Here is a 16,870-nt window from a genome sequence, read left to right as displayed (position 1 = left end):
TCGGGACTCGGGACTCGCGTCCCTGACATCGCACCGGGAGCCGTTTCGCAGCCTTCGGCCTAGACTCGGACCGATGTCCGAATCACGCGAATCGCCCGAAATAGCCGATCTGCGCGAGGCCCTGGCCGCCTCGCGCCGCCGCGAGTCGTGGCTCTCGGCGGCTGCGGACGTCATCACCCTGATGTTGATCGCCGTGGACCCGCACGAGGTCCTGACCCTGGTCGCCGAGCGCGCCCGGGAGGCCTCCGGCGCCGACCACTGCTCGCTGCTGCTGCAGCACGTGGACGGCAGCTGGCGCATCGACGTGGCCACCGGACTGGCTGCCGACCAGGTGCGCGGAGCGTTCGTGGAACCGCACCGGCGGTCGGTGCAGGTGGCGGTCACCGGCCGGGCGCTCGCGCTGGAGGCCGGGGACGTGGACCCGGAGGAACTGGCGCCGCCCTTCCGCCGGTTCGGCGCCATCGTGTACGCCGCCCTGGCGCAGCGCGATGACCGGCCGATCGGCACGCTGGTCCTGGCCAACGCCCCGGGCGGCCGGACCTTCGACGAGGAGGACGCCCGGCTGGCCACCGCCTTCGCGCACCAGGCGGGCCTGGCGCTGGCGCTCACCGAGGCCCGCGCCGCCGAGGACCGGCTGGCGGTCTACGCCGACCGCGAGCGCATCGCCCGCGATCTGCACGACCTCACCATCCAGCGGATCTTCGCCGCCGGCCTGTCGCTGCAGACGCTGAGCCGCCGGCTGAACTCCCCCGGCCCGGACCTGCCCGCCGCCGCCGGGCGTCTGGACGGCGTCATCGACGAACTCGACGCCGCGATCGCCGAGATCCGCACCACGATCTTCGACCTCCAGCTCACCGCCGACCAGGAGGCCACCTCCACCCGCGCCCGGGTCCTGCGCGAGGCCTCGCGCGCCGCGCGCGTCCTGGGCTTCGAGCCCTCGGTCCGCTTCACCGGCCCGCTGGACTCCCTCGTCGGCGGCGACACCGGGGCGCACCTGGTCGCCGCCGTCCGCGAAACCCTGGCGAACGCCGCGAAGCACGCCGGCGCGACCCGGGTCGAGGTGGTGGTGACGGTAGAGACCGGACCGGCCACCACCTTGACCCTCGACGTCCTCGACGACGGCGGCGCCCCGATGCCGCGCTGGCGCCCGAACCCGCGCACCGCCCGCCAGGGCCTGTCCAACCTCGCCGCCCGCGCCCGGGAACTCGGCGGCAGCTTCCACGCCGGACCCGCCGACGGCGACCGGGGGACCAGGGTGTCGTGGCGGGTCCCGCTGTAGAGCCGGCGCGGACGAGCCGAGGCGGACAAATCGGGGCGGACAAAGGGTTTCCGGCCACGTTCGTAGCTCCAGCCGGAAGGCTGGGAAAAGGACCGGGCCCAAAATGGCGATGGCGATGGCGACAGAGATGCGAGCGCTCAGAATCAGACCACTTGGATGGTCGCCATCATCCCCATGTCCTCGTGCTCCAAGTTGTGGCAGTGCGCGACATACCGCCCCCGGTAGGAGTCGAACCGCACCGCCAGGGTGATCTCAGAGCCCGGAGACAGCTCCACTGTGTCCTTCCAGCCGTGGTCGTACTCGCCGAGTCCGCCGGAACCGCGGCCGGTGACCTGGAAATGCGCGCCGTGCAGGTGTACCGGATGCCGCTCGACGGAGGTCACCGTCCACTGTTCGGTCTTGCCGAACTCCGGCTTCACCAGCGGGTGCGCCGGGTCGAAGGCCTTGCCGTTCACGTGCCACTGGTCGCCGTCGAGGGCGAAGACCAGGCGCCGTTTGGCGCCATTCACGGTCAGCTTCTCGATCGTGGACAGCGTGGCCGGGACCGAGGAGTCGTCGGCGGCGTGCGAGGTCACCTTGAACTGCATCACTTGCCCGGGTCCGCCGCTGGCGGCGGAGTTCTTCAACGTCACCGTCGAGCCGACCGGGTACTTGGAGAAGTCCACGACCACGTCGAAGCGCTCGGCCGGCGACATGTGCAGCGTGGAGTGGGTCAGCGGCGCGGCCAGCAGACCGCCGTCGGAGCCGACCTGGACGAACTCGCCGCCGCCGGGACCGTCCAGCTTCAGTTCGTAGCGCCGGGCGTTGGAGGCGTTGAGCAGCCGCAGCCGGTACTTGACCGCCGCGACCTCCAGATAGGGCCAGGGCGCGCCGTTCACGAGGATCACGTCGCCCTGCGCGCCGGCGGCGATCGACTTGTCCATGCTCGGCTTGCCGAGCAGCGTCGGGTCCTTCTCCGGGTAGATCAGCTGGCCGTCGGCGTCGAAGGCGCGGTCGGCGATCATGAGCGGGATCTCGCGCTCGCCCTTGGGCAGCGGCAGCTTGTCGTCCTCGGCGTCGCGCAGCACGCAGAGCCCGAACAGCCCGCGCCACACCTGCACGCCGCTGAAGTCCATGCGGTGGTCGTGGTACCAGAGCGTGGAAGCGCGCTGGTTGAGCGGGAAGACGTAGTCCCGCTGCACCGCGGTCAGATGCGCCAGCGGATCCTTCATCGACGGCATCCCGTCCATGCCAGCCATCGACGCCGCCATCCCTGGATCCGCCATATCCGCCAACGCCTGCGGGAACACCAGGTCGGTGGGGAAGCCGTCGTCGCTGGGCGGGGTCAGACCGCCGTGCAGGTGCGTGACGATAGGTACCGGCAGCTGGTTGGTCTGGTGCACGACCATCGGCGTGCCGGCGTGCACGTCCAGATACGGCCCGGGGAACGTCCCGTTGTAGCCGAAGATCTTCGTCCGGTAGCCGGGCAGGATCTCGACCTCGGCCTGCTTGAGCGTCATCGAGTAGTGGACGCCCTGGGCATCCGTGGAATCCGGAGCCAGCGGTTTCAGGATCGGCAGCGGGATGCTGAACGGCTTCGGCAGCTTCGCCTTGCTGGACAAGGTTCCCGGGTTGATCCCGTCGTTGCCGGGCTTGGCGCAGCCGGCCAGCGTCGGCGACAGGACCGCCACCGCGCCGGCGCCGCCGAACAGCCGCAGCGCGCCGCGGCGGGACAGGCGTGGACCGCTCATTCCCCGGCCTCCACGGCCGGGAACGCCACGACCGCGCCAGCTGCGGCAGTCCGCTCGGCCGAGGGCCGGTACGGGCGCATCACCAGCGGCATGAGCTGGGCGACGCCGCCCATCATCAGCACGCCGAGCGGGATGTGCAGCCACATGATGTGCGTGAAGCCGACCATCATCTGGATCACCTCGACGACCAGCAGGGCGGCCGACGTCGTGAACGCCGCGCGGGGGAGCAGACCCCGGCGCCAGACCGGGAGGGCGAGGATCGTCATGACCAGGCACAGCGTCACGACGATCATGCCGTTGGTGGCGTGCATGTCGACCGCCGTGTCCTGGCCGGACAGGAACAGGCCGGCCAGGACCGGCTGCACGATGAAGGACAGCGCGTGGAGTACCGCCACCACGCGCAAAGCCGGAAGCATCTGGTACGTCCCCCTCGACGTAATGGGCTCTCACAGTTCTCGATGACCTCACGACACTGGCAGGCCGGAATTGATCTACGCGTCCCTCCAGGGGAGTCAGCACGCGTACTCCCCCGGAAGTAGCCCGGCGCCGCCGCCACGGGCGGTGCGTACGGCGATCGGGACGTAGGCTGGACGCGCCATGACGAACGACGCTCCTACCCCCGACACCTCCCGACCCGCGCCCGCGGCCGCGCCAGAGGCCGACGCTGTCAGCCAGGCCGACCTGGCCGCCGTCGAGGCGCAGCTGAGCCGTACGCCGCGCGGCGTGCGCCGGGTCGCGCACCGCTGCCCGTGCGGCAACCCGGACGTGGTCGAGACCGCGCCGCGGCTGCCCGACGGCACGCCGTTCCCGACGCTGTTCTACCTGACCTGCCCCAAGGCGGCCTCGGCGATCGGGACCCTGGAGGCCTCGGGCTTGATGAAAGAGATGACCGAGCGCCTGAAGACCGATCCGGAATTGGCCGCCGCCTACCGCGCGGCCGACGAGGAGTACCGGGCTCGGCGCGACGCCATCGAAGTTCTGGACGGCTTCCCGACCGCCGGCGGCATGCCGGACCGGGTGAAGTGCCTGCACGTTTTGGTCGGCCACACGCTGGCCGCCGGCCCTGGGGTGAACCCGCTGGGCGACGAGGCGCTGGCGCTGCTCCCGGAGTGGTGGAAGTCCGGGCCATGCGTCACACCGAGCGAGGAACCGGGTGCATAGCGGAACATGGACGACATGACCAAGCGCGTGGCCGCGATCGACTGCGGCACCAACTCCATCAGGCTCCTGATCGCCGACGTCCACCCGCGCACCGGCAGGACCGAGGACGTGGTGCGCGAGATGCGCATCGTGCGCCTCGGCGAGGGCGTGGACGCCACCGGCCGGCTGGCGCCGGCCGCGCTGGAGCGCACCTTCGCGGCCTGTCTGGAGTACCAGGACCTGATCGAGCGGCACAGCGGCGGCACGCCGATCCCGCTGCGCTTCGTCGCCACCAGCGCCACCCGCGACGCCGAGAACCGGCGCGAGTTCGTCGAGGGCGTCAAGGGCATCCTCGGGGTCGAGCCGTACGTGGCCACGGGCGACGAGGAGGCGCGATTCTCCTTCACCGGCGCCACCTCCGAGCTGCCGCACGACCGGCACCAGGCGCCCTACCTGGTCATCGACATCGGCGGCGGGTCCACGGAGTTCGTGCTCGGCGACGCCGAGCGCGGCGTGATCGCCGCCCGCAGCGTCGACATGGGCTGCGTGCGGATGTACGAGCGGCACCTGAAGACCGCCGGCGTCGCGACCGAGGCACAGGTCAAGGCCGCGCGCGCGGACATCGAGAAGCTGATCGACCGGGCCGCCGAGGCCGTCCCGCTGGACGAGGCGCGCACCCTGGTCGGCCTGGCCGGCACCGTGACCACGCTCGGCGCGGTCGCCCTGGACCTGGACGAGTACGACTCCGAGCGCATCCACCTCTCGCACATCCCGCTCGGCCGGGTCCGCGACATCACCACCCGGCTGCTCGGCCTGACACCCGACGAACGCAAGGCGATCCCGGTCATCCACCCGGGGCGCGCCGACGTGATCGGCGCCGGGGCGCTGGTGCTGCTGGCGATCATGGAGCGGGTCGCGCCGAGCCTGGCGGCGCCGGAGGTCGTGGTCAGCGAGCGGGACATCCTGGACGGGATCGCCGCGAGCATCGCCTGACCTGCTCAGCGCATCCGAAGGCCGCTCCGCCGGACCGCGTGTCTCATGGGGAACTCTCGCCGTGGCGCCGCTCGTATTCACGGGCGGCGCTATTCTTCTACGAGACGTCGAACATGTCTCACTACCTGACACTGTGTCGCGTAGGCTGTAATGTTCCTCACAGTGTGACCAGGGTCACTGGTATATCTGCGGTCAAACGCGCCCAAATCTTCCCGCGCGCACCAGCTGTTAACTTTCGCCGCACGGGGTGCTCTCCAAACCTCTCTACGCTTGAAAAGTAAGAAGATCGAGCGTCGAGACGGCGGCCTTGGACTAGGCGGCGGAGGCGAGCATCAAGTGGGTAAGGCGAGCGGGAACGGCAAGGCGATCCCTCGGATTCTGATCGTGGGCGGCGGCTACGTCGGGATGTACACGGCGCACCGCATCCTCAAGAAGCTCGGCAAGGACGAAGCACTGGTCACGGTCGTCGACCCGCGCTCGTACATGACCTACCAGCCGTTCCTGCCCGAAGCGGCGGCCGGCTCCCTGTCCCCGCGCCACGTCGTGGTGCCGCTGCGCTCGGTGCTCAAGCGCGCCGAGGTGCTCACCGCGCGGGTCACCGACATCGACCAGAACCGCAAGGTCGCCACGATCGAGCCGATCGCCGGCGAGCCCTACGAGCTGGAGTTCGACCAGCTGGTGATCGCCGTGGGCTCGATCGCGCGCACCCTGCCGATCCCGGGCCTGGCCGAGAACGGCATCGGCTTCAAGCAGATCGAAGAGGCCATAGCGCTGCGCAACCACGTCCTGGGCCAGATGGACATCGCGGCCACCACCAAGGACGAGAAGATCCGCCGCCGCGCGCTGACCTTCGTCTTCATCGGCGGCGGCTTCGCCGGCATCGAGGCGATCGCCGAGCTGGAGGACATGGCGCGCGACGCCTGCAAGATCTACCCGAACATCCGCCCGGAGGACATGCGCTGGGTGATGGTCGAGGGCTCCGGGCGCATCCTGCCCGAGGTGCGGCCGGCCCTGGGCGAGTACACCGTCCACGAGCTGGAGAAGCGCGGCATCCAGGTCAAGCTGAACACGTTCCTGGAGTCCTGCGTCAACCGCCGCGTGCAGCTCTCCGACGGCACCAAGATGGTGGCCTCCACCATCGTGTGGACCGCCGGGGTGAAGCCGAACCCGGTGGTGCAGCGCTTCGGCGTGCCGCTGGGCGAGCGCGGCCACGTCAAGGCCGGCGCGACCCTGCAGGTCGAGGGCTTCGCCGACGTCTGGTCGGCCGGCGACGGCGCGCAGGTACCGGACCTGGCCAACCCCGGCAAGTGGTGCTCCCCCTCGGCGCAGCACGCGGTGCGCCAGGCCAAGCAGCTCGCCGACAACGTGGTGGCGGCCGTCCGCGGCTTCGAACCCCGCGAGTACAAGCACAAGCACGTCGGCTCGGTGGCCTCCCTGGGCCTGCACAAGGGCGTCGCCGACGTCTACAACATCCGGCTGCGCGGCTGGCCGGCCTGGTTCATGCACCGCACCTACCACATGAGCCGCGTCCCCACCTTCAACCGCAAGATCCGCGTCATCGCCGACTGGACCCTGGCCCTGTTCTTCCGCCGCGAAGCCGTCGGCCTGGGCTCCATCGAGCGCCCGCGCGATGAGTTCGCCGAGGCCGCCGGCGAGCAGCGCAAGGCCGCCTGAGCCCGACCAGTCCCGGGCCGGAGCCCGCCGGAGCTTTGCTTCGGCGGGCTCCGGCTTTTTCGCTCGCGAGGGTGAAGATGTCTAGTTAAGATAGATTGAGCAGGTCTAGTCGAAATAGAATTTCAGTGTGAAACGGCGTGACCTGCTGAAAGCGCTCTCAGATATCGCCGCTGAGGCGTCAGTCGACTTCGAGCTCGTCCGCCACGGCGGAAGTCACGACATCTACCGTGTCGGCGCACTCCACCTGACTATCCCTCGGCACACTGAGATCTCCGAACTTCTAGCCAAGAAGATCCTTAAGGAGGCGAGCCAGTGACCGGACCCGCGACCCCCGAGACCTACCGTGCCATCGCCGAGTTGGACGGCGAGTGGTGGGTGGTCACCGTCCCGGACCTGCGGGGTGTGTACACGCAGGGGCGGACCTACGAGCAAGCTCGGGCCATGGCCCGCGACGCGATCGCCACGATGCTCGACACCGCTCCGGACCGGGTCGCCGTCGCGATGGAGGTCCGGCTTCCGGGCCACGCCGAAGACACCATAAGCGAGGTGGCGCGGGCTCGGGCCGCCCGCGACGAGGCCGCCGCGGCCGAACAAAGGAAGCTCCGGGAGTCCGCGCGCAGACTCAAGGCGGCCGGCGTGAAGGTCGTCGACGCGGCAGTCCTGCTGGGCGTCAGCAAGCAGCGTGTCTACCAGCTACTTACAGATCACTAGGCGGCTGTACCCTCGCTCCCGTGAGCAGGGAAGAAATTCATCCCGCATCCGAACCCCGCCTCGACCCGCCGGTTCATCCGGTCCGCGGCGGCGTCGTCGGCGTCGTCTTGTTGGCGCACGGCGGCAAGGAGACCTCGCATGAGGCGCCGCATCGGCGCGGCGGTCCCGTGACGCGGATGCGCATGATCGCGCGGGCGGTGGCGCCGCGGCTGGCGGGGCGCGGGGTGGCGGTGCACACCATGTGCTTCCGGTATCAGGGGTGGAACGGTGCCGAGCGGGCGCCGGTGCCGGATGTGTGGTGGGCTGCCGCGCGGCTGACCGAGCGGTACGGCGAGGTGCCGCTGGTGCTGGCCGGGCATTCGCTCGGCGGGCGGGCCGTGGTGAACGCCGCCGACGCGCCGGGGGTGGTCGGCGTGCTCGGGCTGGCGCCGTGGCTGCCGGCGCAGGAGCCGACCGGGCAGTTGGCCGGGCGCCGGCTGCTGTTGGCGCACGGGACGCGGGACCGCGTCACCTCGCCGCGTTCCTCGTACGAATACGCCGCGCGCGCTCGGGCAGAAGGACACGATGTCGCGCGCATCGTGCTCCCCGGCTCCGGGCACACCATGCTGTCCCGGGCCCGGGATTGGAACCGGCTTGTCCTGGCGTTCAGTCATACATGCCTTCTCGAACAGCACGTCGTGGCGGCGGACGCGAACCGAACCCGGCCGCCCCGCTACGCCGACGTGATCGCCGAGGCCTTCCAGGCGGCCGCCCCCGAGGGCTTGCAACGAGTTCTGACCCCCGCCGGGCGCGTCCGCAGCTGATGATCAAGAGCGTGTTACGTTACTGAAGGCGTTCAGAGACTGACCCCGATCTCGGAGCGGAACCATGACCCACCCCGCGCCCACCCCCCTGATCGACACCGACCGCTGGCCCGACCTCGCGCGGGTTCCGGACCGGCCGGTGCGGGCGCGCATCGCGCGCCGCTTGTTCACCCACGCGCTCAAGGACGTCCCGGTCACCGTGGTGGCGCCCAACGGACTGGCGCTGGCCGGCGCGGGCGTCCCCGGCGGCGGCGGACCGGTGCTGCGCGTGCGGCGGCCCAAGGAGTTCCTGAACCGGCTGGGCTCGGACGGCCTGATCGGCTTCGGCGAGGCCTACCAGACCGGCGCGTGGGACACCGAGACCGGCGACGAGCTGGTCGCGCTGCTCACCGAGCTGGCCTCCCGGCTGGAGGACCTGGTCCCCAAGCCGCTGCAGCGGATGCGCAGCCTCGCGGCCCACCACATGCCCCGCGACCAGGACGGCGACCGGCACGGGGCGCGCCACAACGCGCACGCGCACTACGACCTGTCCAACGACATGTTCGAGGCGTTCCTCGACCCGTCGATGACCTACTCCGCGGCGCTGTTCGACCCCGTCGCCGACGCCGACGGTCCCGGCGACCTGCACGCCGCGCAGCTCCGCAAGATCGACGCGATGCTCGACGCGGCCGGCGTGCGCAAGGGCACCCGGCTGCTGGAGATCGGCTCCGGCTGGGGCGGTCTGGCGATCAAGGCGGCCGGCGAGCGCGGCGCCACGGTGCTGACCGTGACCCTGTCGGAGGAGCAGCAGGAGCTGGCGCGCAGGCGTATCGCGGCGGCGGGCCTGGCGGGACGGATCGAGGTGCGCCTGGCCGACTACCGCGAGGTCGCCGAGGAGCAGCCGTTCGACGCCGTGGTCTCGGTGGAGATGATCGAGGCGGTCGGCCGCCGCTACCTGCCGGACTACTTCCAGGCCATCGAGCGCAACCTGGCCCGCGGCGGCCGGGTCGCCGTCCAGGCCATCACCATGGCCCACCACCGCATGCTGGCGACCCAGGACTCGTACTCCTGGATCCACAAGTACGTCTTCCCCGGCGGTCTGATCCCCTCGATCCCCGAGCTGGACTTCGCCGCCGAGACCGCCGGCCTGCGCCTGGCGGCCCGCCGCGACTTCGGCCTGGACTACGCCCGCACCCTGCGCGCCTGGCGCCACCGCTTCGAGGAGAACTGGCCGAAGGTCGCCGGGCACGGCTTCGACGAGGTCTTCCGCCGCACCTGGCGGTTCTACCTGGCCTACTGCGAGGCCGGATTCGCCTCGGGCTACCTCGGGGTCTCGCAGCTCACGTACACGCGGCCGTGACCGGAGCAACCCCGCAGCGCCCCACTTCCGTATAACTCCTGCCAACGCAGGAGCAGGGAGAGGTGGGGGATGGACAAGTCCTACGAGGCGGAGTTCGCCGAACTCGTCGCCGCCAAGGGCGCGGCGCTTCGGCGCACCGCCTATCTGATGTGCGCGGACTGGCATCTGGCCGAAGACCTGGTCCAGACCGTCTTCGTCAAGGTCCATCTGCACTGGCGCCGGATCAAGCGCCAGGAAACCTTCGACGCCTACCTGCGTACGACGCTCTTCCGCGCCTACCTCGACACCCGCCGCGCCAAGTGGCGCCGGGAGACTCCGGCCGAGTACCTGCCGGAGCTCGAGGCACCGGGCACCGAACCCGGCGACGACCGCGACGTGCTGGTCGCGGCGCTGCGCCGGATCCCGCCCCGGCAGCGTGCCGTCCTGGTCCTCCGCTACTGGGAGGACCTGAGCGTGGAGGAGACCGCAAGGCTCTTGGGGTGCGCCGCGGGCACCGTCAAGAGCCAGGCCGCCAGGGGACTCGCCGCGCTGCGCCCGCTGTTGGCCGGCACGCCGTTCGAGTCCGTCACCGCAGAACACTGACCGCACAGACAAAAGGACGATCTCATGACAGAGCTCGACACCCGAGAGGACGACTGGGCCCGCGGCGTCTTCGACCGCGCCCGGACCGGCCGGCACGAACCGCACTGGGCTCCCGACGCCGCAGGCGCCGCCCGACTGAGCAAGCGGCGCCAGACCCGGTACCGGGCGACCGGAGCCCTGGCCGTGATGGCGGTCGCGGGCCTGTCCGCGACGGCTTTCACCGCCTTGGGCGGCAACGTCTTCCACGCCCGGGACACGGTCTCGCCCGGCTCGAGCGGCCCGATCCTCTGGCCCGGTTTGGACCTCACCAAGTACCTCGACGTCCACGAGTCGTACATGGTCGCTGCCGGCCACCAGTACGAGGCGAACCGTATGCCCGCTGTCAGCCTGGCGACGACCAGCACCGTCCTGCAGCGTCTGGATCCGGGCCTGAAGCACGTCCGCACCGTGTCCGGCCATCAGGACCTCGACATCACGCCGACCCCGCCCGGCGTCACCACCATGGCGGTCCAGGCGGACGGCATCTGGTCGCCGAACGGCGACCTCTCGACCTTCCCGCCTGCGAGCTCCAATTTCAGTCCCGTCACGACGCCCTTCGGCTATGTGTCCATCGCCACGATGGGCCCGCACGTCGCACAAGACGCCAACATGGAGAACAAGCCCTGCGGACTGGGGACCCTCGTGACCTCCACCCGGATTCCGGCGCCGACTGCCTGGTCGCCCTGTGTGCGGTCGCATCAAAGCGACGGCTCCGACATCCTCGTCACCCACGCGGTGAACCTCCCGGCCGGCGCGGTGACGGTCGCCGCGCGCGTGTTTCCCGACACCTCGACGGTCCAGGTCACGGCCAGCAGCGTCTTCGGCCTCCAGGAGGGCCCGGCGGCCGGGAGTTCCACACCGGCCACACCGGCCAAGTTCGACGCCGGGCCGCCCCTGAACCCGGTCCCGTGGACCGACGACAGCCTCGCCCAGGTCCTCACCGGGCCGGATGTCAAGGGATTGCCGTAATACAACCGATCGACCCGCCCCGGTCGTCACCACAGGTAGCCGGCTCTGGCCGGCAGCGGTCCCGGGTGGTCCCCCCGACCCGGGACCGCACCCTCGCATCGCGTGGCGAAGGGGCGTCTCAGCCCTTGTAGGCCCGCAGGGCCAGCAGCGCCAGGTCGTCGCGGGTCCCGGAGGATCCGAAGTCCGCGACCGCCTGGCGCACCCGCGCCACCACGCCCGGCGCGGTCATGCCCGAACAGCCCGCCAGCGCGGCCGCCACGCCCTCGTCGCCGAGCATCTGGCGGCCGTTGCGGCGCTCGCTCGCGCCGTCGGTGTAGACCAGCAGGACCTCCCCGGCGCCGAGCTCCACGTCCTCGGCGTACAGCGTCGGGTCGGGCAGGACCCCGAGCAGCGGCTGCGGGTTGGCGGCGGCGCGCACGCTGCCGTCCTGCCGCAGGACCAGCGGCAGCGGGTGGCCGGCGCAGACCAGTACCAGCTGCGCCGAGCCGTCGGGGCGGGGTTCGACCTCGCCGTACAGCAGGGTGATGAACCGGCCCGCGTCGCCGGCGAGTTCGCCCTCTTCCAGCACCGCCTGGTTCAGCCGCTCGACCACCGTGACCGGCGAGCGGCCCTCGCGGGCCAGCAGCCGCAGGGAGTGCCGGGCCAGCCCGGTCAGCGCCGCGGCCTCCGGGCCGGTGCCGCAGACGTCGCCGACCGCGAAGCCCCAGACCTTGCGGCTGATCGGGAACACGTCGTAGAAGTCGCCGCCGACGTGGACGCCGTCGCTGTTGGAGGCGGCCTCGTAGACCACGCCGATGTCGAGCCCGTCGACGGTGGGCAGCGAGGGCGGCAGCAGCGAGCGTTGCAGACCCCGGACGATCTCCACCTGCTCGGCGTACTGCCGCGCGTTGTCCAGCGCCCCCGAGATCCGTCCCGCCAGCTCCATGAGCAGCGGCAGCGTCGCGCCGGCGAATCCGCCCTTGCCCGGGCCGCCGAGGACCAGCGTGCCCAGCGACACGCCGCGCGCGGCGAGCGGGATCGGCAGCGCCTGGCCGTAGGGCGAGGCCACTTGGACCGGCCACCGGCCGGATCCGGATCCTGGAACGTGACCATCCTCACCCGTCGGCGGGTGCCAGTCCGCCAGCGCCGCGGCGAGGGCGTCCAGCTTGCGCTCCTCCCGGTGCCAGAGGTGTTCCGGGCTCCAGGACGATGACACGATCGAGTGATCGGCGGCCGGCGGATACAGGGCCACCCAGTCGGCCAGTCTCGGCACGATGAGCTGGGAAGCCAGGGCTGCCAGGCGGCGCCGGTCCAGCGTGCCGGCCAGAAGTTCGCCGGCCTGGGAAAGCAGGGTCAGCCGGACCGCTTCTTCGGGGCGGTCTCGGGGAAGAGGTGTACGGGGGGTGCGAGGGGCCATCACGTTCGAGCCTAGCCCGGCCGGAGCTCCCGCGCGGGCTAATCGTATGGTTCATCCGTTTCCGCCCGAACGATCTGCGAGACTGTGACAGACCGAGAGAACACCGGGCGGCCGCCGCCGCACGTCGGGTGACTCCGCGAGAACTGAGAGTCATCCGACGTCGCACCCCAGGCGCGGGCCGGCCGCCCATGGCGAGGAGGCGCGGCGATGACGCTGCAATCGGATGCCAGGACGGACCCCGAGCTGGACCGCCAGCTCGGAGCGATCCTGGAGGTGGCCCAGGCGGTGGCCCGAGGCGACCTGTCGCGCAAGATCGCGCTGTCCGGGGACATCGTCGACGGGCCGGTGGCCGAACTCGCCCGGACCATCGACGCGATGGTCGGGCAGCTGTCCGGCTTCGCCTCCGAGGTGATCCGGGTCGCCCGCGAGCTCGGGACCGAGGGGCGCCTCGGCGGGCAGGCCACGGTCGAGCACGCCGAGGGCATCTGGCGCGACATCACCGACTCGGTGAACTCCGCCGCCCGCAACCTCACCGCGCAGGTCCGCGACATAGCGGGAGTCACCACCGCGGTCGCGCAGGGCGACCTGACCCAGAAGATCACGGTCGAGGTCGCCGGGGAGATGCTCGAGCTGAAGGACACCATCAACACGATGGTCGACCAGCTCTCAGGGTTCGCCGACGAGGTCACGCGCGTCTCGCTGGAGGTGGGCACCGAGGGCCGGCTGGGCGGCCAGGCGCGCGTCCCCGGCGTCGCCGGCACGTGGAAGGACCTCACCGACTCGGTGAACTCCATGGCCGACAACCTCACCACCCAGGTGCGCAACATCGCGCAGGTCGCCACGGCGGTGGCCTCCGGCGACCTGACGCAGTCCATCACCGTCGACGCCCGCGGCGAGATCCTGGAGCTGAAGACCACCCTGAACAAGATGGTGGACCGGCTCGGCACGTTCGCCGACGAGGTGACCCGCGTGGCGCGCGAGGTCGGCACCGAGGGCAAGCTCGGCGGCCAGGCCACGGTCCGCGGCGTCGCGGGGACCTGGAAGGACCTCACCGACAACGTCAACGCGATGGCGAACAACCTGACCAGCCAGGTCCGCAACATCGCGCAGGTGACCACCGCGGTCGCCAACGGCGACCTGTCCAAGCGCATCGACGTCGAGGCGCGCGGGGAGATCCTGGAGCTGAAGACCACGCTGAACACGATGGTGGACCGGCTCTCCGCCTTCGCCTCCGAGGTCACCCGCGTCGCCCGCGAGGTCGGCACGGAGGGCAAGCTCGGCGGTCAGGCCACTGTCGAGGACGTCTCAGGGACCTGGCAGCGCCTCACCGAGTCCGTGAACGAACTGGCGTCGAACCTGACCACCCAGGTCCGCGCGATCGCCGAGGTCGCCACCGCGGTGACCGCCGGCGATTTGACCCGGCTGATCACGGTCGAGGCCAAGGGCGAGGTCGCCGACCTGAAGAACAACATCAACCAGATGATCGGCAACCTGCGCGAGACCACGCGCCGCAACGACCAGCAGGACTGGCTGAACACCAACCTGGCGCGCATGAGTGGCCTGATGCAGGGCCAGCGCGACCTGGACGCGATCTCCGCGCTCATCATGAGCGAGCTGACACCGCTGGTGAACGCCCAGTACGGCGCCTTCTACCTGGCGCGCAAGGAATCCGGCACGAAGGTGCTCAACCTCATCGCGTCCTACGGCGTGGACCGCGAGTCCCCCGACGTCACCTCGCGCTTCCGCCTGGGCCAGGGCATGGTCGGCCAGGCCGCGGTCGAGCGCAAGCCGATCATGATCCAGCACGCGCCGGTGGACTACATCCGCATCTCCTCCGGGCTGGGCTCGGCGCCGCCGTCCTCGGTCGCGGTGCTGCCGGTCCTGTTCGAGAACGAGGTCATGGCGGTCATCGAGCTGGCCAGCTTCCACAGCTTCGACGAGGTCCACCGGGCCCTGATGGAGTCGCTGATGGAGATGGTCGGCGTCACGGTCAACACCATCACCGCCAACACCCGCACCGAGGAGCTGCTCGGGGAGTCCCGGCGGCTGGCCGACGAGCTCAAGGCCCGGACCGACGAGCTGCAGATGCAGCAGAAGGAGCTGCGCCGCTCCAACGCCGAGCTGGAGGAGAAGGCCGAGCTGCTGGCCCGGCAGAACCAGGACATCGAGGTCAAGAACTCCGAGATCGAGCAGGCGCGCCAGGAGCTCGAGGAGCGCGCGAACCAGCTCACGATGTCCTCGCGCTACAAGTCCGAGTTCCTGGCGAACATGTCGCACGAGCTGCGCACCCCGCTGAACAGCCTGCTGATCCTGGCCCGGCTGATGTCCGACAACGCCGAGGGCAACCTCACCGAGCGCCAGGTGGAGTACGCCGAGACCATCCACGGCGCGGGCAGCGACCTGCTCCAGCTGATCAACGACATCCTGGACCTGAGCAAGATCGAGGCCGGGCGCATGGACGTGCAGCCCGCCCGCATAGCGGTCAGCCAGCTGGTGGACTACGTGGAGGCGACCTTCCGCCCGCAGACCGAGCAGAAGGGCCTGGAGCTGCGGGTGCGGGTCGCGCCCTCGGTCCCGGCGCACCTGTTCACCGACGAGCAGCGGCTGCAGCAGGTACTGCGCAACCTGCTGTCGAACTCGGTGAAGTTCACCGAGACCGGGCATGTCGAGCTGGTCGTGGACACCGTCGGCGACGTCGTGCTCGGCGGCCCGGAGGACAGCAACGAGGTCACCCTGGAGCCCGCGGTGTCCTTCGCGGTCTCCGACACCGGCATCGGCATCGTGGACGACAAGATCCAGACCGTCTTCGAGGCCTTCCAGCAGGAGGACGGCACCACCTCGCGCCGCTACGGCGGCACCGGGCTGGGACTGTCCATCAGCCGGGAGATCGCCAAGCTGCTCGGCGGCGGCATCCGCGCCGAGAGCCAGCGCGGCCGCGGCTCGACGTTCACCCTGTTCCTGCCGCACGCCGTCGGACCGGACGGCGCCGCGGTGTTCGGCAGCACCGGCAGCCTGGGCTACGGCACCAGTCCGGGCCCGACGGGAGCGATCGCCGAACCCGCGCCGACCCTGCCGATGATCCCCGAACAAGCACCGCATCCGGACCTGTACCTGCCCTCGACGGACCTGCACGCGGCCGGCTCGGACATCACCTTCGACGGTGAGAAGATCCTCATCGTCGACGACGACATCCGCAACGTCTTCGCCCTGACCTCGGTCCTGGAGCAGCATGGCTGCGCGGTCCTGAACGCCGAGAACGGCCGCGCCGGCCTGGAGGCCCTGGAACGCGCCGACGATGTGGCGCTGGTCCTGATGGACGTGATGATGCCGGAGATGGACGGCTACGCCACGATGGCCGCGATCCGCGAGATCGACCGCTACAAGAACCTGCCGATCATCGCCCTGACCGCCAAGGCGATGCGCGGCGACCGGGAGAAGTCCATCGAGGCCGGCGCCTCGGACTACGTGACCAAACCCGTGGACACCCCGCATCTGCTGACCGTCATGCGAGGCTGGCTCGACGCCGAGACCGGCGCCCAGCCCGCACCAGGAGGCCCGGCCCAGTGAACGACGCGCACCGCGCCTCGGCGCCGTCCGACGGCGACATCAAGATCCTGCTGGTCGACGACCGCCCCGAGAACCTGCTGGCGCTGGAGTCCATCCTGGGCTCCCTGGGCCACGAACTGGTCACCGCGGCCTCCGGCGAGCAGGCCCTGCGCGCAGTCCTGCGCGAGGAGTTCGCGGTGATCCTGCTGGACGTCCGCATGCCCGGCATGGACGGCTTCGAGGTGGCGGCGCACATCCGCCTGCGCGAACGCTCCCGCGACACCCCGATCATCTTCCTCACCGCCGCCGGCGACGGCCCGCACCAGACCCTGCGCGGCTACGCCGCCGGCGCCGCCGACTACCTGACCAAGCCCTTCGACCCCTGGGTCCTGCGCGCCAAGGTCGGCGTCTTCGCCGAGCTCCACCGCAAGAACCGCCAGCTGAAGGAGCAGGCGGAGATGCTGCGCGAGACCGCCGGCGTCACCCCCCGGATGCTCGACGAGCTGTCGAACCGGCTCGGCGCCATCGAGGGCACCCTGGCCCTGCTGATCGACCAGAGCGGACGCGAGGGACCGGTCGGGCGGCTGGAGCGGCGGGTCGTGCGGATGCGGGCGGCTTTGGACGCGGTGCGGGTCTGAGGTGGTTTGGGATGGTCTGGCCTGAGCTGGT

Annotated in this window: 14 protein-coding genes and 1 pseudogene; 12 read left to right on the top strand and 3 right to left on the bottom strand. The window is 70.7% G+C overall.

Annotated elements, in window-relative coordinates:
- Nucleotides 1-73 precede the first annotated feature (73 nt).
- Nucleotides 74-1,279: a GAF domain-containing sensor histidine kinase gene (locus CACI_RS00785; protein WP_012784407.1), complete on the top strand. Its 1,206-nt coding sequence runs from the start codon at nucleotides 74-76 to the stop codon at nucleotides 1,277-1,279.
- Nucleotides 1,280-1,422: 143 nt separating this feature from the next.
- Here CACI_RS00785 and CACI_RS00780 read toward each other — a convergent pair whose 3' ends face one another.
- Together CACI_RS00780 and CACI_RS00775 are read right to left on the bottom strand one after the other, a co-directional pair.
- Nucleotides 1,423-3,009 (bottom strand): multicopper oxidase family protein, encoded by a 1,587-nt coding sequence (locus CACI_RS00780; protein WP_012784406.1) that lies wholly within the window; start codon nucleotides 3,007-3,009, stop codon nucleotides 1,423-1,425.
- A complete protein-coding gene (locus CACI_RS00775) occupies nucleotides 3,006-3,425 on the bottom strand; it encodes a hypothetical protein (RefSeq protein ID WP_012784405.1) in 420 nt (139 codons plus the stop codon). The genes CACI_RS00780 and CACI_RS00775 overlap by 4 nt, the downstream gene beginning before the upstream one ends.
- 181 nt (nucleotides 3,426-3,606) lie before the next feature.
- On the opposite strand from CACI_RS00775, the gene CACI_RS00770 reads away from it, so the two are divergent.
- The 9 genes from CACI_RS00770 (at nucleotide 3,607) to CACI_RS00730 (ending at nucleotide 11,259) form a co-directional block, all read left to right on the top strand.
- Complete coding sequence (locus CACI_RS00770; protein ID WP_012784404.1) at nucleotides 3,607-4,170, top strand: DUF501 domain-containing protein; 564 nt, start codon at nucleotides 3,607-3,609, stop codon at nucleotides 4,168-4,170.
- 15 nt (nucleotides 4,171-4,185) lie between these two features.
- Complete coding sequence (locus CACI_RS00765) at nucleotides 4,186-5,142, top strand: Ppx/GppA phosphatase family protein (RefSeq protein WP_012784403.1); 957 nt, start codon at nucleotides 4,186-4,188, stop codon at nucleotides 5,140-5,142.
- Nucleotides 5,143-5,478: 336 nt separating this feature from the next.
- A complete protein-coding gene (locus tag CACI_RS00760; protein WP_012784402.1) occupies nucleotides 5,479-6,816 on the top strand; it encodes an NAD(P)/FAD-dependent oxidoreductase in 1,338 nt (445 codons plus the stop codon).
- Nucleotides 6,817-6,943: 127 nt separating this feature from the next.
- Nucleotides 6,944-7,132 (top strand): type II toxin-antitoxin system HicA family toxin, encoded by a 189-nt coding sequence (locus tag CACI_RS00755; RefSeq protein ID WP_012784401.1) that lies wholly within the window; start codon nucleotides 6,944-6,946, stop codon nucleotides 7,130-7,132.
- Complete coding sequence (locus CACI_RS00750; RefSeq protein ID WP_012784400.1) at nucleotides 7,129-7,527, top strand: type II toxin-antitoxin system HicB family antitoxin; 399 nt, start codon at nucleotides 7,129-7,131, stop codon at nucleotides 7,525-7,527. Before CACI_RS00755 ends, CACI_RS00750 begins: the two co-directional genes overlap by 4 nt.
- 20 nt (nucleotides 7,528-7,547) lie before the next feature.
- Nucleotides 7,548-8,330 (top strand): alpha/beta hydrolase, encoded by a 783-nt coding sequence (locus CACI_RS00745; RefSeq protein ID WP_012784399.1) that lies wholly within the window; start codon nucleotides 7,548-7,550, stop codon nucleotides 8,328-8,330.
- Between the two features lie 64 nt (nucleotides 8,331-8,394).
- Nucleotides 8,395-9,669 carry an SAM-dependent methyltransferase gene (locus CACI_RS00740; RefSeq protein ID WP_012784398.1) on the top strand — a complete coding sequence of 425 codons (1,275 nt, stop codon included), beginning with the start codon at nucleotides 8,395-8,397 and terminating at the stop codon, nucleotides 9,667-9,669.
- Nucleotides 9,670-9,738: 69 nt separating this feature from the next.
- A complete protein-coding gene (locus CACI_RS00735; protein WP_012784397.1) occupies nucleotides 9,739-10,251 on the top strand; it encodes a SigE family RNA polymerase sigma factor in 513 nt (170 codons plus the stop codon).
- A 24-nt stretch (nucleotides 10,252-10,275) separates the two neighbouring features.
- A complete protein-coding gene (locus CACI_RS00730; RefSeq protein WP_012784396.1) occupies nucleotides 10,276-11,259 on the top strand; it encodes a hypothetical protein in 984 nt (327 codons plus the stop codon).
- Nucleotides 11,260-11,377: 118 nt separating this feature from the next.
- On the opposite strand, the gene CACI_RS00725 is transcribed toward CACI_RS00730, so the two are convergent.
- Nucleotides 11,378-12,655 (bottom strand): PP2C family protein-serine/threonine phosphatase, encoded by a 1,278-nt coding sequence (locus CACI_RS00725; RefSeq protein ID WP_012784395.1) that lies wholly within the window; start codon nucleotides 12,653-12,655, stop codon nucleotides 11,378-11,380.
- A gap of 243 nt (nucleotides 12,656-12,898) precedes the next feature.
- Here CACI_RS00725 and CACI_RS00720 point away from each other — a divergent pair.
- Nucleotides 12,899-16,222: pseudogene (locus CACI_RS00720) on the top strand (HAMP domain-containing protein); the annotation flags it as partial.
- The gene (locus CACI_RS00715) at nucleotides 16,219-16,839 is read left to right on the top strand and encodes a response regulator (protein WP_012784393.1); all 621 of its coding nucleotides are present in this window, start codon (nucleotides 16,219-16,221) and stop codon (nucleotides 16,837-16,839) included. The pseudogene CACI_RS00720 and the gene CACI_RS00715, both read left to right, overlap by 4 nt.
- Nucleotides 16,840-16,870: the final 31 nt, after the last annotated feature.

It is taken from the genome of Catenulispora acidiphila DSM 44928, assembly GCF_000024025.1.
Classification (GTDB): Bacteria; Actinomycetota; Actinomycetes; order Streptomycetales; family Catenulisporaceae; genus Catenulispora; species Catenulispora acidiphila.
This window is presented reverse-complemented; position numbering and strand designations above follow the sequence as displayed.